The organism is Saccharopolyspora ipomoeae (genome assembly GCF_029952525.1).
GTDB lineage: Bacteria > Actinomycetota > Actinomycetes > Mycobacteriales > Pseudonocardiaceae > Saccharopolyspora > Saccharopolyspora ipomoeae.
The window spans coordinates 1-24,533 of record NZ_JASAOF010000036.1; the positions used below are offsets into that span (position 1 = coordinate 1).

Below are 24,533 nucleotides of genomic sequence, written 5' to 3' on the forward strand. Positions count from 1 at the left end.
TGTATAAGAGACAGCCCCCAGGGGTCGACAACGCCCGCTCGAACAAAAACCCGTGAGCCCGGGAGGAGTTCTCCCGGGCTCACGGTGGCGGAGGGAGCGATCAGGCGATGATGCGGATCGGGTCCTCCAGCAACGAGGTGAACTGCTGCAGGAACGCAGCGCCCACCGCGCCGTCGACCGCGCGGTGGTCGGCCGAGAGCGTCACCCGAAGGATCTTGCGGGCCACGAACTCGCCGTCGCGGACCTGGACCTCGTCGCGCGCGGCGCCGACCGCCAGGATCGCCGCCTCCGGCGGGTTGATGACCGCGCTGAACTGCTCGATGCCGAACATGCCCAGGTTGGAGATCGAGAAGGTGCCGCCGGACATCTCGTCCAGCTTCAGCTTGCCCTCCCGAGCCCGACCGGCGAGCTCGCGGCTCTCGGTGGCGATCTCCGTGACGCTCTTGCGATCGGCGTCCTTGACCACCGGCACCACCAGACCGCCGTCGATCGCGACCGCGACACCGAGGTTGATGCGCTTGTGCTGCAGCATCTTGTCGCCGGCGAAGGAGACGTTGACCGACGGGTTGGCGCGCAGCGAGGTCGCCACCGCCTTGACGATCAGGTCGTTGACGCTGACCTTCGGACCGTCGGCGGCCTGCAGCCGCTCGTTGAGGCTCGCCCGGAACTCCAGCAGCTCGGTCACGTCGATCGCGCTGGTCAGGTAGAAGTGCGGGGCGTTCTGCTTGCTCTCCGTCAGGCGCTTGGCGGTCACCTTCCGGATGTTGGACAGCGGGATCTCCTCGACGTCGTCGCTCGCGACGGCGGGAGCACCGGCCTGCGCGGCCGGAGCGGCAGCGGGTGCGGCGGCGGCCGGAGCAGCCGAGGCCGCGGCCTCGATGTCGGCGCGGATGATCCGCCCGCCGGGACCGGTGCCCTGCACCGAGCCCAGGTCGACGCCCTTCTCCTTGGCGACGGCCTTCGCCAGCGGCGACGCCTTCGGCTTGGAACCGGACTCGGCCGGAGCAGCGGGCTCCGCCGGGGCGGAAGCGGCAGCCGGGGTGGCGGCCGGGGCGGCAGCCTCCGCGGGCGCGGGCTCGGCAGCGGCGGGAGCCGGGGCGGCCGGAGCGGCCTCGGCGGCGGCGCCGGAGCCGTCGCCGAGGACCGCGATCGGCGTGCCGATCGCGACCGTCGTGCCGGCCTCGACCAGGATCTTCTCCAGGACCCCGTCGTCGTAGGCCTCCAGCTCCATGAGGGCCTTGTCGGTCTCGATCTCGGCCACCACTTCGCCGCGCGCGACCTTGTCACCGACCTGCTTGTGCCAGTTCGCGATCACGCCCTCCTCCATGGTGTCGGAGAGCCTCGGCATCTGAATGTCAGTCATCGTCTTCCTCGGGTGAGCACGGGACTCAGCGGCGGCGACCCACCGCGTCCAGGGTCTGGTGAACAGCGGTGGTCAGCGACTCCGCGGACGGCAATGCGGCACGCTCCAGCGGCTTGGCGTAGGGCAGCGGCACCTCGGCCGCCGCGACCCGCCGCACCGGGGCGTCGAGGTAGTCAAAGGCACCGTCGGAGATCGAGGCGGCGATCTCCGCGCCGATGCCGTAGGTCAGCCAGTCGTCCTCGGCGACGACGGCGCAGCCGGTCTTGCGCACCGATTCCACGACGGTGTCGCGGTCCAGCGGGCGCAGGCTGCGCAGGTCGATGACCTCGGCGTTGATGCCCTGCTCGTCGTGCAGCTTCTCGGCGACCTGCTGGGCGACCATCGCCATCCGCGAGTAGCCGATGATGGTGATGTCGGTGCCCTCGCGGGTCACCTTCGCCTTGCCGATCTCGGCCGGCTCCACGACGTCCGGCACCTCGCCCTTGGTGTTGTAGAGGGAGAGGTTCTCCAGGAACAGCACCGGGTCGTTGTCGCGGATCGAGGCCAGCAGCAGCGCCTTGGCGTCGGCGGGCGTGCTCGGCGCGACGACCTTCAGGCCCGGCACGAACGCGTAGTACAGCTCGATGTTCTGCGAGTGCGTGGCGCCCAGCTGCTGACCGCCACCGCCGGGGGTGCGCAGCACCATCGGCACGCTGGTCTGACCGCCGAACATGCCGTAGATCTTGGCGGCGTGGTTGACGATCTGGTCCAAGGCGACGAGCGAGAAGTTGATCGTCATCAGCTCGACGACCGGGCGCAGGCCCAGCATCGCGGCGCCGACGGCCGCGCCGACGAAGCCCTCTTCGGCGATCGGGGTGTCGCGCACGCGCTTCTCGCCGAACTCCTCCAGGAGGCCGGCGGTGATCTTGTAGGAGCCTTCGAAGACTCCGATCTCCTCGCCGATGAGGAACACGTCCTCGTCGCGCCGCATCTCCTCCTGGAGGGTGTCGTGCAGCGCTTGGCGATAGGTCATGAGTGCCAAGGGAATTTCTCCTGACAGCGGGAAAGGCGGCCCGGGACCGGAATTCCTCGTGTGGCGTCGAGGAATTCCGGTCACCGAGTTGCGATACGTGTGGCGGGGTGTCGCAAAAACCGCAAAGGGGCGTGAATCAGTTGGTCACGAACAGCGGGTCCGCGGGAAGTCGCCGCGAGTCGTTGGCGACCGGCGTGGCGTAGGTGTAGTCGAAGAGCGTCTCGACCTCGGGGTGCGGGCTGTCGTCGGCGAAGGCCACGGCGGCGTCCGCCTCGGCCTGCGCCTTGGTCTCGATCTCGGCGGCGGAGTCCTCGTCGAGGATGCCGGCCTGGATCAGCTCCGCGCGGAAGGCGGCGACCGGGTCGGCCTGCTTGGCCTTCTCGATCGACTCCTCGCTGCGGTACTTGCCCGGGTCGACCACCGAGTGGCCCTTGAGCCGCTCGCTGACCAGCTCCAGCAGCGCCGGACGACCGGTCTCGCGGGCCTGCTCGACCAGCCGCGACGCGGCGTCGCGGACCGCGAGGACGTCGTTGCCGTCCACCCGCTCGCCGTGCATCCGGTAGGCCGAGGCGCGCTTGTAGAGCTCGGACTCCGCCGAGGACTTCTCCACGGTGGTGCCCATGCCCAGCTGGTTGTTGATCACCACGAACACCACCGGCAGGTTCCACAGCGCCGCGATGTTCAGCGCCTCGTGGAACGCACCGATGTTGGTGGTGCCGTCGCCCATCTGGCACATCACGACCTGGTCGCCGGAGCGGTAGTCGATGGCCAGCGCGGCACCGGTGGCCAGCGGGATCTGACCGCCGACGATGCCGTAACCGCCGAGCAGACCGGCCTCGACGTCGAACATGTGCATCGAGCCGCCCCAGCCCTTGGAGGTGCCGGTGGTGCGGCCGTAGAGCTCGGCCATGACGCGGCCGGGCTCGATGCCCTTGGCGATGGCGTAGCCGTGCTCGCGGTAGTTGGTGAACAGCAGGTCGGTCTTGCGCAGTGAGCGCATCAGGCCTACTACCGTCGCCTCCTCGCCGAGGTTGAGGTGGCAGTAGCCGCCGATCTTGGCCTGCGTGTAGCCCTGGGCGGCGCGCTCCTCGAAGCGGCGGATCAGGGTCATCTCGTGGAAGTAGTCGCGCAGCAGCTCCGGCGACTCCCCCGAGAAGCGGCCGCGCTCAGCGGCTCGAGCCGAGGTGCTGCGCCGCGTCTTGGCCGCGCCGGTGCGCGTGGACGGCTTGCTGCGGGTGGCGGTCTGTGCCATCGCGGTTCCCCTTTTCTCTTGCCTCTAGCGCTTCTTCGGCGGTGCGACGTGGACCGGCAGGCCGAGCGCGTTCATCGCGGCCTCCATGCCGACCTCGCCCAGGGTCGGGTGCGCGTGGATGGTCTCGGCGAGCTCGTCGAGGGTGGCCTCCAGGGCCATCGCCAGCGCGCCTTCGGTGATCAGGTCGCTGGCGGAGTGCCCGATGATGTGCACGCCCAGGACCTCGCCGTACTTCTGCCCGGCGACGATCTTCATGAAGCCCTCGGTGTCGCCGTAGCTCTGGGCGCGGCCCAGCGCGGCGAACGGGAACTTCGCGGCGACCACGTCGTGGCCGGCGTCCTTGGCCTGCTGCTCGGTGAGGCCGACCGACGCGATCTCCGGGTGCGTGAAGGTCGCGGCCGGGATGACGTTGTAGTCGATCGCGGCGTGGTGCCCGGCGACGGTCTCGGCGGCGACGACGCCCTGGTGCGAGGCGACGTGCGCGAGCAGCGCCTTGCCGGTCACGTCGCCGATGGCGTAGACGTGCTCGACGTTGGTGCGCAGCTTGTCGTCGACGGTGATGAAACCGCGCTCGGTGGTGGCGACACCGGCCTTGTCCAGGTCGAGGCTCGCGGTGTTGGGCTTGCGGCCCACGCCCACCAGCACGTAGTCGGCGTCGATCTGCTGCGGCTTGGCGCCGTCGACGGTGACCTTCAGGCCGTCGGAGCCCTGGTCGACGCGGGAGACGGTGGCCTCGGTGAGGACCTTGATGCCGCGCTTGGTGAACGAGCGGCCCAGCGCCTTGCCGACCTCGGCGTCCTCGGCGGGGACGAGGGTCTTCTGCATCTCGATGATGCTGACCTCGGCGCCGAGGGTGTCGAACAGGGTGGCCCACTCGGCACCGACGGCGCTGCCGCCGATGATGGCGATGCGCTTGGGGACCTCGGTGAGGCCGAAGGCGCCGTCGGAGGTGATCACGCCGGGCAGGTCCGCGCCGGGCAGCGGCAGCTGCACGGGGACCGAGCCGGTGGCGATGATGACGTCGGTGGCCTTGACCTGCTCGATCGGCTCGGCGCCGGTCGGCTCGGCGGCGTAGCGGGGGCCGTCGGCGCCCAGCGGGGACTCACCGGTGGCGTAGACGTCCACGGTGGTCGGGCCGGTGAAGCGGGCGTGGCCGTTGATGACGGTGACGCCGTTGCCCTTGAGCAGGCCCGCGACGCCGTCGGTCAGGCCCTTGACGACGCTGGCCTTGCGGCGGGTGATCGCGTCGTAGTCGACGCTGACGTTGTCGACGTTGATGCCGAAATCGGCTGCGTGGAGCACGGTTTCGTAGACCTCGGCCGACCGCAGCATGGCCTTGGTGGGGATGCATCCCCAGTTCAGGCACACACCTCCCGGCCGCTCCTTCTCCACCACGGCCACCGAGAGGCCGCGCTGCGCGGCCCGGATCGCGGCGACGTAGCCACCGGGGCCGCCGCCCACCACCAGAAGGTCGAACTCCTGCACTTCGCTGTGCTCCTTTGAACGCACGCGCCGGTTACCGAAGGCCCGCGAGAGCGGGCCAACCACACCTCGCAGTGTCGTGAGCACGACCACGTCGGCGCTATGCCCAGGCGCCCAGACTTTAGGACGACCGACTGTGCACTTCGCACATGCCACGCCGTGACGGGCACAACACGTCGCTCGTCAGTTACACATCGCATCCGCGATCCGGATCACAAACGAGACGTCCGCAGGCACAAAACCCCAGCACCAGCGGTTACGCCTCCCACCTGCGAAAAGAACCCAAATTTTTCCAACTATGCCCACTGCACAATGGCGCGGGGCGTCACCAGACGACAGTTCTAGTGAGAACTGTCCCGGCATTTCGGACATTGATCACGGGTGATTCGAGGAAAAACCGTCCTCTGCCGAGCACGGCCCCACGGCACGCGCCGACCCCCGCCCTCGCGCGCCTCAGTCGCGGGTGTCGTCCTTGAGGCCGAGGGCCGAGAGCGCGAGGGAGAGGGAGACGTAGGCCGTGCGGCCGTGGAGGGGCTGGCCGATCAGGGTCGTGATCCGGTGCAGCCGGTTGAGGACCGTGTTGCGGTGGCAGTGCAGCCGGACCGCGGCGTTGGCCGTGGAGCAGTTCTCCTCCAGCCACGCGGTGAGGGTGTCCAGCAGCATGTCGCGCTCCTTGAGCGGCAGCGCCAGCACCGGGCCGAGCTGCGTCTCCAGCAGCCGCTGCGCCAGGTCCGGCGACTGCACCAGCAGCGCCTCCGGGAACCGCTCCTCCAGCGTGACCAGCTCCGCCGCCCCCTGCGGCGAGGTGCCCAGCGTGGTCAGCGCGAGCTGGTGGGCCAGGCCGATCTCGGCCAGCCCCTGCACCTTCGGCGACACCGCGACGCGGGCCCGGGCCAGCGGGCGCAGCGCGGTCACCGCGAGCTCCGCCGGGTGCTGTTCGAGCGCGATCAGCCCGACCAGGGAGTCGGCGCGGACCTGCCAGACCGAGCGGAAGTGCAGCGCCGCCAGGGCCTCGGCATGACCGCGCAGCGCGAAGGCGCCGTCCTCGGTCATCTCGGCCACGACCACCAGGTAGCCGCCACCGGTGGGCAGGTCTAGCTCCTTGGCGGTGCGCTGCGCGAAGGCGACGTCGCGGGCGCGACCGGCCAGCAGGTCCTCCACCAGGGCGTGCCTGCGCTGGTCGTCGCGGCGCAGCCGCTCCAGCTCGGTGCTGCGGTAGAACGTCGACAGCGTCGAGGACAGCCCGTCGATGACCCGCCAGATCGAGGTCGCCACGCCCAGCACCGCGTCCGGGTCGGCGCCGTCGCGGTGCGCCTGGTCGACCAGCGCCTCCCACACCACGCGCCCGCCGAGCCGGAACGTCCGCAGCATGACCTCCAGCGGCACCCCCTGCTCGGCGCGGCGGCGACCGATGGTGGCGGCGACGTCGTCGTCGCGATCGGAGATGTCGACCTCGCCGGAGAGGATCTGCAGGATCCGCTCCAGGTACTGGCGACAGCCCTCCCACAGGTCCTCGCGCGGCACCGGCCGGTAGTCGGTCCACTCGGGGTTGTCGGTGAAGATCGCCGACATCAGGCGCTCGGTCAGCGCCGGGACGTCGTCCAGCCCGGCCTTGGCCAGCGCGTGCGTCACGTTCGGGAGATCGGCAGGATCGGCTACCACACCCTGCGACGATACCGGTCCCGGCGGCGCCGCGAGGCCGTCGGCGGCGATTTCCCCGAGCCCGGGCCAACCCCGCAGCGTATCTGATCCTTCACGCTCAGCGATGGCAGATCCTTCGCGAATCGCCCGAAACCCCCTCGCCCCCAAGATGTTCCACATCACATCCGGAATTTGTGTCAACGGCGTTAACGTTGCCACTGCCTGCGGCGACACCTGGTGTGGGACGCCCGCTCGGGCGTGCCCGAGAACCCTTCACTTCACCTTCCAGCACTACTTTTTCGGGGAGAGCAGCGCCATGCAGAGCAACAGCCGCACGATCGTGTCGGTTGTCGGAACGGTGTCGATGGTCGTGCTGACCGTCCTGCTGGCTGTGTCGAACGCCCCGAACCAACCGACGGAGATCCATCCGGCGGCCAACCAGACACCCATCGTCGCCGAGGCCCAGCGCTGAAGCTCCTGGACTAGGACTCGCGCCGGACGTCGGCGGCGGGTTTGTCGTTGCGCAGCCCCGAGAATCGGGGATGCCGGAGCTTCCCGTCGTCGGTCCACTCGCTGAAGCCGACCTCGGCGACCAGCTCGGGTTCGGCCCAGTGGACACCGGGTTCGCGGACCGGGTCGTGGAACGGTGAGTCCGCGCGCGAGCGCTCGTCCAGCGCCGCGCGCAGTTCCCGCAACGCGCGCTCGTCGTAACCGGTACCGACCTTGCCCGCGTAACGCAGGCCTTCGCGGTCGTGGTACCCGACGAGCAGCGCGCCGAACCCGGTCCGCGACCCCTGCGGTTCGGTGTACCCGCCGATGACGAACTCCTGACCGGCGACGCACTTGAACTTCAGCCAGTCCCGGCCGCGCCCGGACCGGTAGGGCTGATCGGCCCGCTTGGCGATCAGCCCTTCCCAACCGCGCGCGCACGCCTGCGCGAGGAAGTCCACGCCGTCGCCGTTGCGGTGCGCGCTCCACCGCAACGGGTCGGCGAACTCGAAGCACTCGCGCAGCAACCGCTTGCGGGTGCGCAGCGGCAGCCGGGTCAGGTCCACGCCGCCGAAGGCGATCAGGTCGAAGACGTAGTAGAAGACCGCGACCCCGGTGCGCCGCGCGGCGGCCGGGTCGGTGAGGTGCATCCGCTTCTGCAGCCGCGCGAAGCTGGTCCTCTCGCCCTCGAACGCGACGACCTCGCCGTCCACGACGAAGCTCGGCGCGCCCTGCGCGGCCAGCGCGTCGGCGATCTCCGGGTACGAGGCGTCGACGCGCTTGCGGTTGCGCGACCACAGCTGCGGCTCGCCGCCGTCGGCTCCGGCGATCAGCCGCACGCCGTCGAGCTTGCGCTCGTAGATCCAGTGCTCGTCGGAGAACTCGTGCCGGGTCAGCGTGGCCAGCGCGGGCTCGTGCCAGGTCCCGCCGGGCCAGGCTCGCAGCGCGGCGCGCGCGTCGGCGTCGAGCAGCCCGGCCAGGTCGGTCATGCGGGCCAGCATCACCCCGCCCGGGCGGACCGACAAGCTGAGAACCCGCTGTGAAGGTGCTGTGAGGTGACCCCCGCAGAAATTCCCGACCGGGTGAATGCGCGAGACTGTTTTGGTCGGTTCCCCTCACGACCGCCGAAGGTGACTGCGCACGATGTCGAAGAAGAACAATCCCGTGACCCAGAAGAGCGGGCTCTCCACCAACGTGATCCTGACGCTGGTGGTGGTGATCGTCGCCGTGGTGGTGATCGGCGGCGTCCTGCTGTTCAACCGCGGCGGTGGTGACTCCGGCGGCAGCGGGGCGTCCCAGCCCCCGGTCGCGGCGGAGGTGCTGCGCAAGCCGGACAGCCACGTGCTCACCGAGGCCCCGGACGGCAGGGTCACGATGGTCGAGTTCCTCGACTACCAGTGCCCGAGCTGCCACGCCTACTACTCGGCGATCACCTCGAAGATCGAGAAGGACTACGCGGGCAAGGTCACCTTCGTGACCCGCAACTACCCGCTGGAGATGCACCCGCTGGCGCAGCCGGCCGCGCGCGCCGCCGAGGCCGCAGCGCTGCAGGGCAAGTACAAGGAGATGTACCACGCCCTCTTCGACAACTACGCCAACTGGGCGGTCAACGGCCAGGAGGTCAGCAGCGACGAGGCCAAGGCCAACGCCGAGTTCGAGAAGTACGCCCAGCAGATCGGCCTGGACGTGAACCGCTTCAAGCAGGACGTGGCCTCGCCGAACGTGCAGACCAAGATCGACCAGGACGTCGCCGACGCCAAGACCGCCCAGGTCTCGGGCACCCCGACGATCTTCGTCAACGGTCGCCAGTTCGACCAGGGCAACGCCCAGACCTACGCCGACGTGGACAAGTCGCTGCGCCAGATGCTGGACCAGGAGCTGGCGAAGTGACCCCGGCCCACGACCTCGAACCCGCCGCCCGCACCGCGGCGTCCGCCGGTGGGCCCGCCGCCGACGCCGGGCCCACCGCCGACGCGCGGCCCTCGGCCGTCTCGCGCGGGCTGGCCTGGCTCTACGTCGTGGGCGGCGCGATCGGCTTCGTGTCGGCGTTCGCGCTGGCGGTCGAGAAGATCGAGAAGCTGTCGAACCCGGACTACGTGCCCTCGTGCAGCCTCAACCCGATCGTCTCCTGCGGTTCGGTGATGGACAGCTCCCAGGCGGCGCTGTTCGGCTTCCCGAACCCGCTGATCGGCGTCGCCGCGTTCCCGGTGGTCATCACCGCGGGCGTGGCGGCGCTGGCCGGGTTCCGCCCGCCGCGCTGGTTCTGGCTGGGCATGCAGGCCGGGACCACGCTGGCCCTGGTGTTCATCCACTGGCTGATCGCGCAGAGCCTGTACGAGATCGGCGCGCTGTGCCCGTACTGCATGGTCGTCTGGGCGGTCACCATCCCGCTTTTCTGGTACACGACCCTGCACAACCTGCGGGAAGGCCACTTCGGCGGCGGGCGCGCGCTCGGCGTGGCGCTGAGCCGGTTCCACAGCGTCGTCGTCGTAGTGTGGTACCTCGTGATCGTGACCTTGATCCTGCTGCGGTTCTGGGACTTCTGGACGAGCTGACGGGCCAGGCGTTTGCCCGGACCGCGTCTCGGGTACCAGTTAGCCGCAAGGGCAGGTCACCGCGAGAGACGCCGCTGGCGAGACGAGGTGGTCGGCGAGATGAGCGTGGAACGCGAGGTCGCGCAGGTCGAGCCTGCGACTTCCGCTCCCAACCAGGTCGAGGTCCGGGTCAGGGCGGAACCCGACCAGCTGTCGGTGATGCGAGCCGTCGTGGGCGATCTGGCGATGCGCGCCGACCACGACGTCGACGCCATCGCCGACCTGCGGCTGGCCGTCGACGAGGCGTGCTCGTCGCTGGTGCGCCTGGCCGCGCCGGAGGCCACCCTGGTGTGCCGGTTCCGGCTGTCCGGTGAGCAGCTGTCCATCACCGCTGAAGTGCGCAGCAAAGACGATTTCGGGCCCCGCAAGGACACTTTCAGCTGGCGCGTGCTCAGCGCGCTGGCCGACGCTGTGTCAACCTCGGTCGAGTCGGATCCCACTGCCGACGGCAGTCACCTGGTGCGGATCGAGTTGACCAAGGGACGGACGGCTCAGGTGTGAAACGGGCGGATTCCACGCAAGCGCGCAACGAGCGCTACGACCGGCTGGCGCCGCTGTTCGGCGAGCTCGCGAAGCTGGACGAGGGGGATCCGCGCCGATCCGAGCTCCGCGACCGGCTGGTCACCGAGCACATGCCGGTCGCCGAGCACATCGCCCGGCGCTTCAGCCACCGCGGCGAGTCGCAGGAGGACCTCACGCAGGTCGCGGTGCTGGGCCTGATCAACGCGGTCGACCGCTTCGACCCGGACCGCGGCGTCGACTTTCTGTCCTACGCGGTGCCGACGATCATGGGCGAGGTCCGCAGGCACTTCCGCGACACCGGCTGGGCGGTGCGGATGCCGCGCCGCCTGCAGGAGCTGCACCTGTCGGTCTCGTCGGGCATCGCCCGGCTCTCGCAGGAGCTGGGCCGGGCGCCCACGCCCAGCGAGCTGGGCAAGCACCTGGGCATCAGCACCGACGACGTCTACCACGGGCTGGAGGCGGGCAACGCCTACCGCAGCGCGTCGCTGGACGAGCTGCTCACCGACACCGACGAGATCCCGCTGGGCGACGCCATCGGCTCCGACGACGCCGAGCTCCTGGAGGTGGAGAACCGGGAGATGGTGCGGCCGCTGCTGGAGGAGCTGCCGGAGCGGGAACGCCGGATCCTGGTGATGCGGTTCTTCCGGGGGATGACCCAGACGCAGATCGCCGAGCAGGTCGGCATCTCGCAGATGCACGTCTCGCGCCTGCTGGCGCGGACCCTGGCGTGGCTGCGGCACCGCCTGGAGGACGACGCGCACGCTCCGCAGCCGACCGAGTGAGCAAGTTGAGTAGAAGAGCGGAGTTCCCGCGGTGTCCCGTCGGCTAGCGTGGTTCTTGATCGAGGCAGAGCAGCCGAGGGAGGACACAGTGGGTGTGCGCATCGACCTGGCCAGGCTCGCGGGGAACACCGACCAGGCGGACCGATCGACCGAGGAACCGACCACCGAACGCCGTCCGCTCCCGCTCCCGCGCCTGCTCCGCCGCAGGCCCGAGACGACCGGCCGGACGCCCGGCTCGTGAGCCGGTGACGCAGTTCTTCACGGGTGAGTAACCGCCCGGGGCCTGTCGGGGGATTCGGGCCCCGGGCGGTTGCTTGGGTGGCGCCGAGGGGGCTCGGCGCCTTCGGAGCGCTACGCCAGGTCGATGCCGCGCTCGCGGAGCCACGGCAGCGGGTTGATCTTGGTGCCGTCCTCGTGGACCTCGAAGTGCAGGTGCGGACCGGTGGACTGGCCGCGGTTGCCCATCGTGGCGATCTGCTCGCCGGCTCCGACCCGCTGGCCCTCCTCGGCGACGATCGTGTTCACGTGGCCGTAGACGGTGATCGTGCCGTCGTCGTGCTGCACCCGGACCCACAGGCCGAAGCCGCTGGCCGGTCCGGCTTCGACGACCTCGCCGGGCGCCACCGAGTAGATCGGGGTGCCGATGCTGTTGGCGATGTCGATGCCCATGTGGCTGCTGCCCCAGCGGGAGCCGAAGCCGGAGGTGTAGGTGCCTTCGGCGGGGGTGTGGAAGCCCGCGGCCTTGCGCGCCGCCTCCTCGGCCGCTCGCTGGGCCTCGGCCGCGGCGATGGCCGCCTGGCGGGCGGCTTCCTCGCGGATGATGCGCTCGGCCTCGATGGCCTTGGCCTTGGCGAGCTCTTGGGCCTCGGGCTGGGAGGGCTGCTGCGCCTGCAGCAGCCGGACGGCCGCCGGGCTGGTCCGGGTCCCGGTGATGGCCGTGCTGAGCTTCTTGGTCTTGGCCAGGGGCTGGACGTCGCGGTCCTGCTCGGAGCCGGCGTTCGCGGACAGCGGCTGACCCACTGCCGCGAACGCGCCTCCGGCCACCACCGCCGCCACAACCTTGTTGCGGATCGGACGACCGGCTGTCGGGGGAAGCCGGTCCTCCTTGCGATGCTTGCCCATCATTGCCTTCCGTCGGGGAACGGTCCGGCCACTCCCGCGTCGGGGGGTGCGGGCAAGAGCTCCTCGGGGAAAGAGATCTCGTCGTGATCGAACCGTGACGTGCGGATCAGAACGTAGCTGACAGTCACAGCAGGCCGCAACTCACGGCTCACTCAGCAGATGGTTAACCCACTCGTGTCGACTACGCGGTGACTTTCAGTGACTCACGAAGATCGCCGTCCGGTAACGGCCGAGATCCCCGAACCACCCCCGCGAGCGGGTCCGGCGGCCTCGCGACGTGCTTCATGATTCGAACAGTTCGTGCAGGTCATGCGGACGATCAGGGGTAGACCACCAAGGCGCGCAACGGCAAACGGACCGGCCGCTTCCAGGTGTGTGGTCCACAGTGGACGTTCACGGCGAGGTGCGGCGCAAGATCGAATCGGGTGGAACGTGGCATTCGACACAAGCACCACTCGAACGGCCTGGTAGGGCTTCCCGCACTCTGGGAGACCCTGCCACTCGAACGCGCGATCTGTTTGACTGTCCCCCATGACGCCCGGTGATCAGTGGCGGCTGCTGTCGCAGCGCCTCCACGTCGACCTGCGCCGCGTCACCTCCGCACGGTGTCGGCGCTCGAGCTAAGACCTCGGCCCCACCTGTCCGCAATTCCCCTGTACCGCCACGAGCCCGCGCGCTCGTCGCGCCCCGGACCACGGAGACATCGTGCAAGCATTCCTGATCTTCGCGATCGGCGGTTTCATCGCGCAGCTCGTCGACGGCTCGCTCGGCATGGCCTACGGCGTCACCTCGACGACGATCCTGCTCACCGCCGGTCTCACCCCGGCGCTGGCCTCGGCGTCCGTGCACCTGGCCGAGATCGGCACCTCGGTCGCCTCCGGCGTCTCGCACTGGAAGTTCGGCAACGTCGACTGGAAGATCGTGCTCACGCTGGGCGTGCCGGGCGCGATCGGCGCCTTCCTCGGCGCGACCGCGCTGAGCAACGTCTCCACCGAGGCCGCCGAGCCGTGGATGTCGACCATCCTGCTCGCGCTGGGCCTCTACGTGCTGCTGCGCTTCGCGATCCGCCCGCTGCGCCGCCGCCAGCTCACCGGCGTCAGCCCCAAGCTGCTCGCGCCGCTGGGCCTGGTCGCCGGCTTCGTCGACGCCACCGGCGGTGGCGGCTGGGGCCCGGTCGCGACGCCGACGCTGCTGAGCACCGGCAAGGTCGAGCCGCGCAAGGTCATCGGCTCGGTCGACACCAGCGAGTTCCTGATCGCGGTCGCGGCGAGCCTGGGCTTCCTGTTCTCGCTGGCCAACCAGCAGCTGTCCTGGGTCGTGGTGGGCGCGCTGCTGCTGGGCGGCGTGGCGGCGGCCCCGCTGGCGGCCTACCTGGTGCGGATCGTGCCGATGCGGCTGATCGGCGTCGGCGCCGGCGGTCTGATCGTGCTGACCAACGCGCGCACCCTGATCAAGGCCTTCGACCTCCCGGCACCCACCCCGACCGCCATCTACGGCGCGATCGTGGTCGCCTGGGTCGCGGCCCTGGCCTACACCATCCGGGTGGTCATCGGCGAGCGCCGCGAGATCGAGGAGCTCGAGGAGGACGCCCCCGCCCCGGCCCAGAGCTGACCTGGGCGGATCGACGGTTCCGGGTGGTCCGGGGCGCTTCGCGGGGGGCTGTTGACGGGCGTTCACGCGGGGTTCGAGATTTACCCACGTGCCGTATCGCCGCGATCATCCGAACGAGCTAATGTTCAGACCTGCCGCGTGGAAGCCCCCCGACACGCGGTGAGGCGCCCCGGGCCGAACAGCCCGGGGCCACCTTCTCCGTCCTGCTCCTCCGCTCGCCTACTTCTCAGCGCGCAGCGGGTTGGCGGCGTTGCGCCAGTTGACCGTCGGCCGCATGGCCGCCAGGTCCACGCGGTCCTTGTGCCCGTCGGCCACCTTGAACAGCGACTCGATGAGCGTGTTGGACAGCAGGTGCGGCTGCAGGCCCAGCTCCACCAGACCGGTGTGCTTGACGTTGTAGTAGTGCTCGCCCTGCTCGACGCGCGGGTTGTCGACGTACTCGATCTCGACCTGGCCGTCGAAGTTGTTGGCGATGGTCTTGGCGATCTCGCCGACCGAGTAGCTCTCGGTGATCTGGTTGAACACCCGGAACTCACCGCGGTCCGCCGGGTTCTCCGCCGCCAGCCGGATGCACTCCACGGTGTCCCGGATGTCGATCATGCCGCGGGTCTGGCCGCCCGGCGAGTACACCGTCAGCGGGTGACCGAGCACGGCCTGGATGACGAACCGGTTGAGCACGGTGCCGAAGATGGCGTCGTAGTCGAAGCGGGTCGCCAGCCGCGGATCGCGCACGGTCTGCGGCGTCTCCTGCCCGTAGACCACGCCCTGGTTGAGGTCGGTGGCGCGCAAACCCCAGATGCGGCAGGCGAACTCGATGTTGTGGCTGTCGTGCACCTTGCTCAGGTGGTAGAACGAGCCCGGCTTCTTCGGGTAGAGCATCCGGTCGGTCCGCCCGTTGTGGGTGACCTCCAGCCAGCCCTCCTCGATGTCGATGTTGGGCGTCCCGTACTCGCCCATCGTGCCGAGCTTGACCAGGTGGATCTCCGGGTCGATCTCCTGGATCGCGAACAGCACGTTGAGGTTGCCGACCACGTTGTTCTGCTGGGTGTAGACCGCGTGCTTGCGGTCGATCATCGAGTACGGCGCCGCGCGCTGCTCGGCGAAGTGCACGATGGTGTCCGGCCGGAAGTCGGCGATCATCTCGTAGGTGAAGTGCTCGTCGACGAGATCGCCGTAGTAGTGCTTGATGGTCTTGCCGGAAACCTCGTTCCAGGCGTTCAAGCGGACCTGCATGGACTCGATCGGCACGAGGCTCTCGACGCCCATCTCGTGGTCATAGCCCCGACGGGCGTAGTTGTCCGCCACGGCGACCTCGTGGCCGCAGTCGGACAAGTGCAGAGCGGTCGGCCAACCGAGGTAGCCGTCCCCTCCGAGGACGAGGATTCGCACGCCTGTCTCCCTCTTTTCAGCCGTTAGTGCAGCGTGAACAAAACGAATGCTCTCATCTCCCGGGCGCGCCAAGAAGACCACGCTCAGCGATCGGTATCGTGCAGCCCAGCACACTTGCGCATGAATCTCGTTGGAGGAACACGTGGCGCAGCCGACGACGACCGGCCGTGCCCGCTACTGGCGGTTGATCAGTCGGTTCGCGGCTGCGTCGGTCGTGGCGACCGGCATCAGCCAGGTCGTGTTCCTGCTGACCTACTCGCTCGGCGCGAGCCCGGTGGTGTCGACGGTGCTGGCGTGGCTGGCCGGGGCGATCCCGAACTTCACGCTGAACCGGCGCACCTGGGGCGGCGGTGGCCGCGAGGCGCTGCGGGGCGAACTGCTGCGCTACGGCGCGATCTCGGTCGGCACCGCGCTGCTGGCCGCGGGCGCCACCCACCTCGCCGAGATCGTGGCGACCTCGGCGTTCCCCGACACCCGGCCCGCTCAGGTGGCCGTGGTGTGGGGCGCCTTCATCGGGACCTACGCGGTCATGTTCGTGATCAAGTTCGTGCTCATCGACAGGCTGGTCTTCACTCGCCCACCGCAGCAGGCCGCTCGGTGACGGTCTCGACCGCCGGAGCCGGGGCGCCGTTGTTGCGGCGCTCCCGCCACCAGGTGCCGAGCACGACCTTGGCGTAGCGGTAGCCGTACTTCCAGCTCGAACCCTTCTTGCTCTCCCCCGCGCTGCGCGGCAGCATCCGCATCGGCTGCTCCAGCACCCGGTAGCCGTGGCTGAGCAGGCCGACCAGCAGCTCCGAGGACTGGTACTGCGGCTGCTGCAGCGTCACCGAGTTCGGCACCTCGACCCGCATGCCGCGGAAGCCGAACGAGGTGTCGGTGATGCGCTGCCGGGTCAGCGCGCTGACGATCCACGCGAACACGTAGGTGCCGACGCGGCGGATCAGCGCCGGGCGCTCGTTGGAGCCCAGCCGCCGCGAGCCGCTGACGAAGTCGGCGCGGTCGGCGATCAGCGGCTCCAGCAGCATCGGCAGCTCGGCGATGTCGTACTGACCGTCGGCGTCGGTGGTGACCACGTAGCGGGCGCCCCGCTGCTGGGCCAGCCGGTAGCCCAGCCGCAGCGCCGCGCCCTGCCCCCGGTTGGTGGGGGCCACGCAGGTGCGGGCGCCGTGCCGGAGCGCGACCTCGGCGGTGCGGTCCTTGGCTCCGTCGACCACCACGAGGGTGTCGACGTCCAGGTCGCAGCAGCGCGAGGGGATCGAGTCGAGCACGTCGCCGATCGACTCCTCCTCGTTGTAGGCCGCGATGAGCACGACCACCGGCGCGAACCGGTGCTCGCCGTAGCGGCTCGCGTACTCGTCGAGTGCGTCGGAGTCCACGTCGTCGGGGAAGGACGTCAGCATCTGGCTCTCCTCGGAGGGCGTCGATCGGTGCGGGATGCGGCCAGGCGGGGTGCGGCCGGGCGGGATGCGGATGGTCTGGGGTCGGCCGAAGAGCGCGGTGGCGCCCAGGGCTCCCGCCAGCGGGATGAGCACGAGTCCGGGCAGCTGGTAGCGCCAGGAGAACTCCATGACCGAGGCGGTCAGCAGCACGGTGGTGGCCAGACCGGCGGGCAGCAGCGTCACCGCGCGCAGCCCGCTGCGCCGGGCCCGGCCGAGTCCGGCGACGGCCGCGGTGGCCAGCAGCAGCGCGCCGCCGAGCAGGATTCCCGGGGTGTAGCCGCCGCCGAGCTGGTAGCCGCGCAGGAACGAGGTGAGCTCGTGGTCGGCGTGCAGGTCGCTGCCGTCGTGCAGCTCGGCCCACTCGCGGGTGTACCAGTCGGGCGCGTACAGCGGGTGTTCGAGCTGGAACTGCCAGCGGTCCAGCGGCACGTCGCCCGCGGTCTGGGTCCGGGTGGGCGCGAAGCCCTTGAGGAAGTCGCGGGCCACGCCGCCGGCGATGTCCAGCGGCTGGTGCAGCACGACCTCGCGGGTCAGCGACTTCTGGGCGGCGTTGACGTCCATGCCCTCGGGCAGCAGGTTGTCGACGTTGGCCTGGACGTCCCACAGGTGCAGGTAGAAGTCGATGCCGAGCTCTTCGCGGACCTCGTGCGGTTCGCGCGGGCAGATCAGCCGCTCCTCGCGGGTCAGGTCCAGTTCGTCGCAGTTCGCCACTACCGCGGCGCGGCCGAACAGCGCTCCCCCGCCGCCGGAACCGCCGACGCCGAACTTGCCGGCGACGAGCGCGCCGTAGAGCGCGTAGACCAGCACGGCGGCGCCGAACCCGACGACCAGGGCGCCGGTGGCGATCAGCCGCGGCCGCCAGCCCTCCCGGGGGCGCAGACCGGCCGCGAGCAGCACGAACACCGCTGCGGGCACCACCAGCGTGAGGCCGACTGAACGCACCATCACCGACAGCGCGAGCACCCCACCGGCGACGGCGGCGACCTTCGGCGTCGGCGGCCCCCACCAGCACAGCAGGTACACCGCGACCAGCAGCAGCACCTGGAACAGCAGGTCGGACATGATCAGCTGCTCGATCTGCAGCTGGTAGGCGTCGAGCAGCACCGGGGCGGCGGCCGGCGCGGCCAGCCACTCGCGCACCCCGAAGCGGCGCAGCAGGACGTAGATGCCGACGCCCAGGCCGATGCCGAGCAGGTGCTGCACCGCCGCGACACCGGCCAGGCCGCCGATGCCGAGCAGGTCGCCGAGGCCGAGCAGGGGCCACAGGAACCACTCGTAGCCGACCGGGTTGATGCCGCCGGGGTGGAACACGCCGACGTCGTCGAGGTAGCGGAACGAGTCGATGTAGAGCAGCGCCGGCCGGTAGGCGAGCTGCGTGACGATCCGCAGCACGACCCCGGCCAGCACCAGCAGCGCCAGCAGCCAGTGCCGGCGCAGCACGCGCGCGAGCGCGGTCGTCACCGCGCTCCGCTGGTGAAGTCGGCCCAGACGGTGCGCAGCCCGTCGGTCAGCTCCACCGCCGGCTCGTAGCCGAGCTCGCGCTGCGCCTGCGAGACGTCGACGATCACCGCGGGCATCTCGCCGTTCTTGGCGGGCACGTGGGTGACCGGGATGTCGATCTCGGTGGCGGCGCGGACGGCCTCGATGAGCTGCAGCACGGTGATCGACTCGCCGGAGCCGATGACCGCGGTGCCGGTGTACTGCTTGTCCCAGGCGGCCAGCACGCCCTGCACCACGTCGTCGAGGTGCACGAAGTCGCGGCACTGCGAACCGTCGCCGTAGACCTCGACGCCGTCGCCGGACAGCGCGGCGCGCATCAGGCGCGGCACGAAGCTGTCCTTGTGGCCCATGCCGGGGCCGTAGATGTTGGTGAACCGCAGCGCGCAGGTCGTCATCCCGTAGGCGCCCGCGTAGCCGGACAGCAGCATCTCGCACGCGGCCTTGGTGGCGCCGTAGGGCGTCAGCGGGCGGACCGGCAGCGCCTCGGAGATCGTGCCGTGCCCGATGTCGCCGACCACGGCGTTGGTGGAGGCGAGGATGAACTGCCCGACCTCGCGCTCGCGGGCCAGCTCCAGCAGGTGCTGGGTGACCTCGACGTTGTTGGCGTAGGTGGCGGCGGGCTGCTCGACGGACTTGAGCACCGAAGTGATCGCGGCGAGGTGCACGATGCCCGCGCAACCGGGCGCCACGGCCCGCTCCCGCACATCGGCCTCGCGCAGGTCGCCCTCCACGAAGGTCACCTGGTCCCGGAGGGATTCGGGCGGCGACTGGAGGTCGACGATGGTGACGGGCGTGCCGCGTTCGAGGAAGGCGCGGACCACGGCTCGGCCGACGAAGCCGGAGCCTCCGGTCACCACGACCCGGTCGGAGTCGTTCCGGTCAGGGTGAGCGATGGGGGTGGGGCTTGGCACGCGCCCGACTCTAACCGGAACGCCCGATCGGAATGTCTGAGGCCTTCACTTCTGCCGCTGCTCCCCGCGGGGACGGTCAGCGGTGGAAACGTCCCGCCTCAGCCCGCCAGGTGAGCCGCTAGTCCTTTCAGACCCGTCGCGTAGACCCCTCGGGCGAACGTCTGGTCCATCTCGGCCTCGACGTCGGCGTCGGAGTCGAAGTCGGCGAACCACTCGACGAAGCTGTGGCCGGTGGCGGTCACCGGCAGCACGTGGATCGTGGAGCGGTAGCTGCGCACCGGGAACGGGCTGGTCACGAACTCGTAGGTGCAGCTGCGCGCGACGTCGTCGAGGGCCACGAGCCGCTCGCGCACCTCACCGCCGTCGCCGAGCACGAGGTGCCGCACGCACCCGACGCTCGCGGCGTCGCGGCCGTCCTCGATCTCGCTGGAGGCGATCGCCGGGTGCCACACCGGGAGCCCGTCGAAGTCGCGGACCACCTCCCACACCTCCTCGACGGGGGCTTCGACGACCGCGCTGGCGAAGCTGCGCATGGTTCCTCCTCGGAATCGGTTTGAAGTGGCGGAGCCACTTTCTCTTTTCGGTGAGTGGTCTCGCAGCTTGCACCGCCGGGGGTTCTGAGCGGCTTCGTGGCGAGCACGCCGCGACGCCGTGCACGGCATGCATCAGGAGTGGCGCGCGGAGTCCGCGGAGCCGCCCAGGTTCCCCCCACCCGCACCGCTGAGCAAAGCGAGGTCCAATATCGTCTCTAGAACTTGATGTCGGTGAACGCCTTGGTCTGCTCTGTCAGGGCCTTCTCGGTGGGGAGTCGTTCCATGCTGCTGGCGCCGTAGAAGCCGTGGCAGCGCTGGGTTTTCGACAGGACGTAGGACGCGTCCTCGGGCATCGCGATGGGCCCGCCGTGGCAGAGCACCAGCACGTCGTCGCGGACCTCGGCGGCGGCCTGCGACCACTCGTCGATGAGCCGGACGCAGTCGTCGAGGTTCTTGGCGGTCTCCGCGCCGATCGCGCCGCCGGTGGTCAGTCCCATGTGGCAGACGATGATGTCGGCGCCCGCCTCGGTCATCACCCGCGCGTCGTCGGCGGAGAACACGTACGGCGTGGTGAGCAGGTCGGCCTCGCGGGCGGCGGCCACCAGCTCGACCTCCAGGCCGTAGCCCATGCCGGTCTCCTCCAGGTTGGCCCGGAAGGTGCCGTCGATGAGCCCCACGGTCGGGAAGTTCTGGATGCCGGCGAACCCGAGGTCCTTGAGCTCGCGCAGGAACCGCTCGCGCAGCATGAACGGGTCGGTGCCGTTGACCCCGGCCAGCACGGGTGTGCGCTGCACGACCGGCAGCACCTCGCGGGCCATCTCGACCACGATGTCGTTGGCGTTGCCGTAGGCCAGCAGCCCGGCCAGCGAGCCGCGCCCGGCCATCCGGTAGCGGCCGGAGTTGTAGATGACGATCAGGTCGATGCCGCCGGCCTCCTCGCACTTGGCCGACAGCCCGGTCCCGGCCCCGCCGCCGACGATCGGCTCGCCGCGCTGGGCCTTGGCGTGGAACTCGCGGAGCAGGTCCGCGCGGTCGAATCCGTTCATCGCCCCTCCAGTGTCGGTACTGCTCACAGGATTTCACGGAACGCGGCGAGCAGCGCCGTGACGAACTCCTCGTCGTTGACGTTGTTCTCGACCCGGAGCACGCGGCGGTCCTCGGTCTGCTCGACCTCGCGCTCCAGCGTCTCGAACAGCGCGGCGTCGGCCTCGGGGTCGTGGAACGGCAGGCCGGGAGCGTCCAACATGGACACACCGCCGGTCGGCAGCAGGAACCGGACCGGGCCCTGGCAGGCGTTGAGCTTGCGGGCGAGGAACGAGCCGATCTCCCGGCACTCCTCGGGCGTGGTGCGCATCAGCGTCACCTGCGGGTTGTGCACGTAGAGGTTCCGGTCCCGGTAGCGCTCCGGAACCGTCTCGCGCGCACCGAAGTTCACCATGTCCAGCGCGCCGCACGAGCCGACGTAGGGCACTCGGGTGCGGGCGATGGCGTCGAGCCGCTGCTCGCCCGCGCTCATCACGCCGCCCGCGACGAGGTCGCAGACCTCGGTGGTGGTGACGTCCAGGACCGCGTGCACCAGGCCGTCGTCGACGAGCTTCTCCATCGCCCGCCCGCCGGTCCCGGTCGCGTGGAACACCAGCGGGTCGAACTCGGCTTCGAGCCTGCCCGCCGCTGCGGTCACGCAGGGCGTGGTGACCCCGAACATCGACAGCGCGACGGCGGGCTTGTCCTCGACCTGCGGCATCGGGTGGCTGATCGCGCCGAGCAGCGCGTGCGCGGCGTTGGCGAGGACGCGGCGGGAGATCCGGTTCAGCCCGGCGACGTCGGTGACCGACGGGAACATCGCGATGTCGGTGGCGTCGACGTAACCGGAGGTGTCGCCGGAGGCCACAGTGGACACCATCACCTTCGGCACGCCCACCGGCAGCTCCCGCATGGCTGGCGTGACCAGCGCGGTTCCACCGGAACCGCCGAGCCCGATGACGCCGTCGACGTCGCGCTCGGCCAGGAAGCGGGTGAAGGCGGTGGCCATCGCGGTCACGGCCGATCCGCGGTCGCCGGTGAACACGGCGTCGACGCCGCCCGGGTGGTGCGCGGCGACCTCGGCGGCCGGGACGTCGGCACCGGAGCTCTCACCGGAGGTCGACAGGTCGACGGTGACGACGGGATGCCCCCGCGCGATGAGATCGGCGACGTAGTCGAGCTCCGCGCCCTTGGTGTCGAACGTCCCGGCGACGTACGCGCTGCCCATCCGCGACCTCCGTGCTGCTCGTCATCGAGAACAACCCGGGAGGGGACTCTACTGTCGATCGCCGCCCGGGCAACAGAAAACGGCCCCCGGCCGAAGCCGGAGGCCGCTCCCGGGACTTCCGCCCAGAGGACTTCCGTTCAGTGGTGACCGCCCTGGGAGCCGGAGCCGCCCTTGCCCGTGAACTTGTTCTTGACCTGGTCGATCTTTTCCTTGTTCTTCGGGTCGGAGGCGTACTTCTTGGCCTGGTCGATCACCTTCTTGCCCTGCGGGCTCTTCGCGAAGTCGGTGACCTTCTTGAACAGAGACATCATCACTCCCGAAGCGTCGAGGCCGTCATCCACCAGGGTACCGACAAAACACCCACCGGTGGCAGATCACTGCTCGAACGGAGTGGTGAAGTTCCGACCGGCCGGACAGTAAGGAGCCATGCGGCGAAGCCGCATTCTCTTCCACCACCCGAGACACTGGCACCGCCGCGGGTTCTGAGCGCCTCCGTGGCGAGTACGCCGGGACGCCGCGGCATACATCAGGAGCGGCGCACGGAGTCCACGGAGGCGCTCAGGTTCCGCCACTCGCACCGCCGAGCAAAGCAACCACTCGTCTGCTTCCTAGCCCAGGACGCCGCTGATCGAGGCGTGGCCCTTGAGCACGTTGCGGGCGATGGTGCGGCGCTGGATCTCGTCGGTGCCCTCGAAGATGCGCAGCAGCCGCAGGTCGCGGTACCAGCGCTCGACCGGCAGCTCCTTGGTGTAGCCCATGCCGCCGTGGATCTGCAGGACGCGGTCGACGATCTGGTTGGCGTGCGTGGCGCCGAACAGCTTGGCGATGGACTGCGCGTGGCGGGAGTCCATGCCCTGGTCGACCTGCCACGCGGCCTGCAGGATCAGCCAGCGCAGCGCCTCGATCTCCACCGCGGAGTCGGCGATCATCCACTGGATGGCCTGCCGCTCGGCGATCGGCGCGCCGAAGGTCTCGCGCTGCTGGGCGTACTCCGAGCCCATCTCCACCAGCCGCTCGCAGGCGCCCAGCGCCGCGGCGGGCAGCAGGTAGCGGCCGCGGCCGATCCACTGCATGGCCAGGCCGAACCCGTTGCCGACCTCGCCGAGCACGTTCTCGGCGGGCACCCGGACGTTGTCGAACACCAGCGCGGCCGGCTGGCGCTCGTCGGGTCCCATGATGTCGATCGGCTCGGACTTCCAGCCCATGTCGCGGTCGACGAGGAAGCAGGTCACGCCGCCGTTGGCGCCCTTCTCGCGGTCGGTGACGGCGAAGACCATCACGAAGTCGGCGTCGATGCCGCCGGTGATGAAGGTCTTCTCGCCGTTGATGACCCACTCGTCACCGTCCCGGACGGCCGTGGTGCGCAGGTTCTTCGCGTCGGAGCCCGCGCCGGGCTCGGTGATGGCGAAGCAGGACTTGCGGGTGCCCTCGATGGTCGGCAGCAGGTAGCGCTGCTTCTGGTCCTCGTTGGCGTAGTAGAGGATGTTGTCGGCGTAGCCGCCGAAGCGGAACGGCACGTAGGTGCGGCCGAGCTCGACCTCGATCAGCGCCGTCATGACGGCCGAGAGGTTCATGCCGCCGTACTCCTCGGGCGTCTGCACGCCCCAGAAACCGGCCTCCTTGGCCTTGTTCTGCAGCTCCTTGAGCTCGTCCTTGGTGAGACCGCGCTGACCCGCCCGCTCTCTGCGCAGCACCTCCGGCTCCAGCGGCATGAGCTCCCGCTGGACGAAGTTGCGCACCCAATCGCGGATGTCGCGCTCGGTCTCGGAGAGCGAGAAGTCGACCATCGCGTCGTTCCTTTCCGTGCAGGCCGGTAACTAACACCGTTAGTTTTATGGCAGCCTAGAACCGTCCCGGCGCACACCGCAAGGGATCCCGGTGAGGAGAGAGACGTTGCCCAGACCCAGCACACCCCGGCTCTCCCCGGAACGCATCCGGAAGATCGGCCTGGAGATCATCGACGCCGAGGGCCTGGAAGCGCTGTCCATGCGCAGGCTCGCCGAACGCCTCGACGTGCGCGCGGCATCGCTGTACAACCACGTCGCCACCAAGGACGACCTGCTGCACGAGATCGCCGACGAGGTGATCAGCGAGGTCGACGTCTCCGGTTTCGACCAGGACTGGGTGACCGGCCTGCGCAGCTGGGCCCGCTCCTACCGCGCTGCCCTGGCCGACCACCCGAACCTGGTGCCGTTCATCGCCTACGGCCCGGCCCGCCGCGAGTCCGCCCTGCGCGTCGCCGACGCCGTCCACGGCGGCCTCACCCGGGCCGGCTGGCCGCAGCGCTACGCCACGATGATCGGCGCCTCGACGAAGTACCTGGTCGTCGGCTCGGCGATGGGCTCGTTCAGCCACGGCTTCCCCGCCGACGCAGCCGTCTACACCAACCGCTTCCCCCACCTCACCCGAGCTCACCTGCTGCACACGAAGGCCGCCGAGATCGACACCGCCAGCTTCGAACTGGCCCTCACAGCCCTCATCGACGGCCTCACAACCCAACTCGCCGACCTGAGAACCCACCCCTGACCCCGTCGAAGACCCCGGTTTTCGCGCGACGAACGTTGCGGTTCTCGACGCGAGGGCCGGTTCGGTCCCGGGAAGCGGGAGGCGGGGTCAGCGCGTGAGGGGCGAGAGCTCCCG

The 24,533-nt window shown here is 69.9% G+C and carries 24 protein-coding genes; 9 read left to right on the forward strand and 15 right to left on the reverse strand.

Features of this window, described 5'->3' with window-relative positions; all coding sequences use genetic code 11:
* Positions 1-100 precede the first annotated feature (100 nt).
* The 5 genes from QFW96_RS29355 to QFW96_RS29375 form a co-directional block, all read right to left on the reverse strand.
* Positions 101-1,363 (reverse strand): pyruvate dehydrogenase complex dihydrolipoamide acetyltransferase, encoded by a 1,263-nt coding sequence (locus tag QFW96_RS29355; RefSeq protein WP_281459001.1) that lies wholly within the window; start codon positions 1,361-1,363, stop codon positions 101-103.
* 25 nt (positions 1,364-1,388) lie between these two features.
* On the reverse strand, positions 1,389-2,384 hold the full coding sequence (locus QFW96_RS29360; RefSeq protein ID WP_093413019.1) for an alpha-ketoacid dehydrogenase subunit beta: 996 nt from the start codon (positions 2,382-2,384) through the stop codon (positions 1,389-1,391).
* Positions 2,385-2,511: 127 nt separating this feature from the next.
* A complete protein-coding gene (gene pdhA, locus QFW96_RS29365) occupies positions 2,512-3,627 on the reverse strand; it encodes a pyruvate dehydrogenase (acetyl-transferring) E1 component subunit alpha (RefSeq protein WP_281459002.1) in 1,116 nt (371 codons plus the stop codon).
* Between the two features lie 24 nt (positions 3,628-3,651).
* Positions 3,652-5,112: a dihydrolipoyl dehydrogenase gene (gene lpdA / locus QFW96_RS29370; protein WP_281459003.1), complete on the reverse strand. Its 1,461-nt coding sequence runs from the start codon at positions 5,110-5,112 to the stop codon at positions 3,652-3,654.
* 450 nt (positions 5,113-5,562) lie between these two features.
* A complete protein-coding gene (locus QFW96_RS29375) occupies positions 5,563-6,771 on the reverse strand; it encodes a PucR family transcriptional regulator (RefSeq protein WP_281459004.1) in 1,209 nt (402 codons plus the stop codon).
* A gap of 295 nt (positions 6,772-7,066) precedes the next feature.
* Here QFW96_RS29375 and QFW96_RS29380 point away from each other — a divergent pair, with 295 nt between their 5' ends.
* A complete protein-coding gene (locus tag QFW96_RS29380; RefSeq protein WP_281459005.1) occupies positions 7,067-7,222 on the forward strand; it encodes a hypothetical protein in 156 nt (51 codons plus the stop codon).
* Between the two features lie 10 nt (positions 7,223-7,232).
* Here QFW96_RS29380 and ligD read toward each other — a convergent pair whose 3' ends face one another.
* On the reverse strand, positions 7,233-8,228 hold the full coding sequence (gene ligD / locus QFW96_RS29385) for a non-homologous end-joining DNA ligase (RefSeq protein ID WP_281459034.1): 996 nt from the start codon (positions 8,226-8,228) through the stop codon (positions 7,233-7,235).
* Between the two features lie 154 nt (positions 8,229-8,382).
* On the opposite strand from ligD, the gene QFW96_RS29390 reads away from it, so the two are divergent.
* From QFW96_RS29390 to QFW96_RS29410, 5 genes are all read left to right on the forward strand, one after another.
* Positions 8,383-9,129, forward strand: a complete 747-nt coding sequence (locus QFW96_RS29390; protein WP_281459006.1) for a DsbA family protein — start codon at positions 8,383-8,385, stop codon at positions 9,127-9,129.
* Between the two features lie 110 nt (positions 9,130-9,239).
* On the forward strand, positions 9,240-9,794 hold the full coding sequence (locus QFW96_RS29395) for a vitamin K epoxide reductase family protein (RefSeq protein ID WP_281459035.1): 555 nt from the start codon (positions 9,240-9,242) through the stop codon (positions 9,792-9,794).
* A 99-nt stretch (positions 9,795-9,893) separates the two neighbouring features.
* The gene (locus tag QFW96_RS29400) at positions 9,894-10,334 is read left to right on the forward strand and encodes an ATP-binding protein (protein WP_281459007.1); all 441 of its coding nucleotides are present in this window, start codon (positions 9,894-9,896) and stop codon (positions 10,332-10,334) included.
* Positions 10,331-11,137 carry a SigB/SigF/SigG family RNA polymerase sigma factor gene (locus QFW96_RS29405; protein ID WP_281459008.1) on the forward strand — a complete coding sequence of 269 codons (807 nt, stop codon included), beginning with the start codon at positions 10,331-10,333 and terminating at the stop codon, positions 11,135-11,137. The genes QFW96_RS29400 and QFW96_RS29405 overlap by 4 nt, the downstream gene beginning before the upstream one ends.
* A gap of 88 nt (positions 11,138-11,225) precedes the next feature.
* Entirely contained in the window at positions 11,226-11,378 is a 153-nt protein-coding gene (locus QFW96_RS29410) for a hypothetical protein (protein ID WP_281459009.1), read from the forward strand.
* 110 nt (positions 11,379-11,488) lie between these two features.
* On the opposite strand, the gene QFW96_RS29415 is transcribed toward QFW96_RS29410, so the two are convergent.
* A complete protein-coding gene (locus QFW96_RS29415) occupies positions 11,489-12,259 on the reverse strand; it encodes a M23 family metallopeptidase (protein WP_281459010.1) in 771 nt (256 codons plus the stop codon).
* A 705-nt stretch (positions 12,260-12,964) separates the two neighbouring features.
* Here QFW96_RS29415 and QFW96_RS29420 point away from each other — a divergent pair.
* Positions 12,965-13,870, forward strand: coding sequence for a sulfite exporter TauE/SafE family protein (locus QFW96_RS29420; RefSeq protein WP_281459011.1), 906 nt, complete (start codon positions 12,965-12,967; stop codon positions 13,868-13,870).
* Positions 13,871-14,089: 219 nt separating this feature from the next.
* Here the strand turns inward: QFW96_RS29420 and QFW96_RS29425 are convergent, their stop codons facing one another.
* On the reverse strand, positions 14,090-15,259 hold the full coding sequence (locus QFW96_RS29425) for an NAD-dependent epimerase/dehydratase family protein (protein ID WP_281459012.1): 1,170 nt from the start codon (positions 15,257-15,259) through the stop codon (positions 14,090-14,092).
* 142 nt (positions 15,260-15,401) lie between these two features.
* Here QFW96_RS29425 and QFW96_RS29430 point away from each other — a divergent pair, with 142 nt between their 5' ends.
* Positions 15,402-15,860 carry a GtrA family protein gene (locus tag QFW96_RS29430; RefSeq protein ID WP_281459013.1) on the forward strand — a complete coding sequence of 153 codons (459 nt, stop codon included), beginning with the start codon at positions 15,402-15,404 and terminating at the stop codon, positions 15,858-15,860.
* Here the strand turns inward: QFW96_RS29430 and QFW96_RS29435 are convergent.
* The 7 genes from QFW96_RS29435 to QFW96_RS29465 all read right to left on the reverse strand — a co-directional run bounded on the left by QFW96_RS29435 (position 15,829) and on the right by QFW96_RS29465 (position 23,680).
* A complete protein-coding gene (locus tag QFW96_RS29435; protein WP_281459014.1) occupies positions 15,829-18,159 on the reverse strand; it encodes a glycosyltransferase family 2 protein in 2,331 nt (776 codons plus the stop codon). The two genes, QFW96_RS29430 and QFW96_RS29435, sit on opposite strands and share 32 nt — an antisense overlap.
* Positions 18,156-19,091 (reverse strand): NAD-dependent epimerase/dehydratase family protein, encoded by a 936-nt coding sequence (locus tag QFW96_RS29440; RefSeq protein WP_425524814.1) that lies wholly within the window; start codon positions 19,089-19,091, stop codon positions 18,156-18,158. Before QFW96_RS29440 ends, QFW96_RS29435 begins: the two co-directional genes overlap by 4 nt.
* A gap of 116 nt (positions 19,092-19,207) precedes the next feature.
* Positions 19,208-19,642 (reverse strand): SRPBCC family protein, encoded by a 435-nt coding sequence (locus QFW96_RS29445; protein WP_281459016.1) that lies wholly within the window; start codon positions 19,640-19,642, stop codon positions 19,208-19,210.
* Positions 19,643-19,857: 215 nt separating this feature from the next.
* Positions 19,858-20,688 (reverse strand): phosphoenolpyruvate hydrolase family protein, encoded by an 831-nt coding sequence (locus QFW96_RS29450; RefSeq protein WP_281459017.1) that lies wholly within the window; start codon positions 20,686-20,688, stop codon positions 19,858-19,860.
* 23 nt (positions 20,689-20,711) lie between these two features.
* Complete coding sequence (locus QFW96_RS29455) at positions 20,712-21,893, reverse strand: Tm-1-like ATP-binding domain-containing protein (RefSeq protein ID WP_281459018.1); 1,182 nt, start codon at positions 21,891-21,893, stop codon at positions 20,712-20,714.
* 137 nt (positions 21,894-22,030) lie between these two features.
* A complete protein-coding gene (locus QFW96_RS29460) occupies positions 22,031-22,201 on the reverse strand; it encodes a hypothetical protein (RefSeq protein ID WP_281459019.1) in 171 nt (56 codons plus the stop codon).
* Positions 22,202-22,501: 300 nt separating this feature from the next.
* Positions 22,502-23,680 carry an acyl-CoA dehydrogenase family protein gene (locus QFW96_RS29465; RefSeq protein ID WP_281459020.1) on the reverse strand — a complete coding sequence of 393 codons (1,179 nt, stop codon included), beginning with the start codon at positions 23,678-23,680 and terminating at the stop codon, positions 22,502-22,504.
* A 106-nt stretch (positions 23,681-23,786) separates the two neighbouring features.
* Here QFW96_RS29465 and QFW96_RS29470 point away from each other — a divergent pair, with 106 nt between their 5' ends.
* Positions 23,787-24,419, forward strand: coding sequence for a TetR/AcrR family transcriptional regulator (locus tag QFW96_RS29470; RefSeq protein ID WP_281459021.1), 633 nt, complete (start codon positions 23,787-23,789; stop codon positions 24,417-24,419).
* Positions 24,420-24,533 lie beyond the last annotated feature (114 nt).

What these genes read in the sequence shown, in the direction of transcription:
- QFW96_RS29355 (WP_281459001.1), bottom strand. Translation starts at nt 1,363, where the DNA reads ATGACTGACATTCAGATGCCGAGGCTCTCCGACACCATGGAGGAGGGC.
- pdhA (WP_281459002.1), bottom strand. Translation starts at nt 3,627, where the DNA reads ATGGCACAGACCGCCACCCGCAGCAAGCCGTCCACGCGCACCGGCGCG.
- QFW96_RS29380 (WP_281459005.1), top strand. Translation starts at nt 7,067, where the DNA reads ATGCAGAGCAACAGCCGCACGATCGTGTCGGTTGTCGGAACGGTGTCG.
- ligD (WP_281459034.1), bottom strand. Translation starts at nt 8,228, where the DNA reads ATGACCGACCTGGCCGGGCTGCTCGACGCCGACGCGCGCGCCGCGCTG.
- QFW96_RS29390 (WP_281459006.1), top strand. Translation starts at nt 8,383, where the DNA reads ATGTCGAAGAAGAACAATCCCGTGACCCAGAAGAGCGGGCTCTCCACC.
- QFW96_RS29400 (WP_281459007.1), top strand. Translation starts at nt 9,894, where the DNA reads ATGAGCGTGGAACGCGAGGTCGCGCAGGTCGAGCCTGCGACTTCCGCT.
- QFW96_RS29415 (WP_281459010.1), bottom strand. Translation starts at nt 12,259, where the DNA reads ATGGGCAAGCATCGCAAGGAGGACCGGCTTCCCCCGACAGCCGGTCGT.
- QFW96_RS29445 (WP_281459016.1), bottom strand. Translation starts at nt 19,642, where the DNA reads ATGCGCAGCTTCGCCAGCGCGGTCGTCGAAGCCCCCGTCGAGGAGGTG.
- QFW96_RS29450 (WP_281459017.1), bottom strand. Translation starts at nt 20,688, where the DNA reads ATGAACGGATTCGACCGCGCGGACCTGCTCCGCGAGTTCCACGCCAAG.
- QFW96_RS29455 (WP_281459018.1), bottom strand. Translation starts at nt 21,893, where the DNA reads ATGGGCAGCGCGTACGTCGCCGGGACGTTCGACACCAAGGGCGCGGAG.
- QFW96_RS29460 (WP_281459019.1), bottom strand. Translation starts at nt 22,201, where the DNA reads ATGTCTCTGTTCAAGAAGGTCACCGACTTCGCGAAGAGCCCGCAGGGC.
- QFW96_RS29465 (WP_281459020.1), bottom strand. Translation starts at nt 23,680, where the DNA reads ATGGTCGACTTCTCGCTCTCCGAGACCGAGCGCGACATCCGCGATTGG.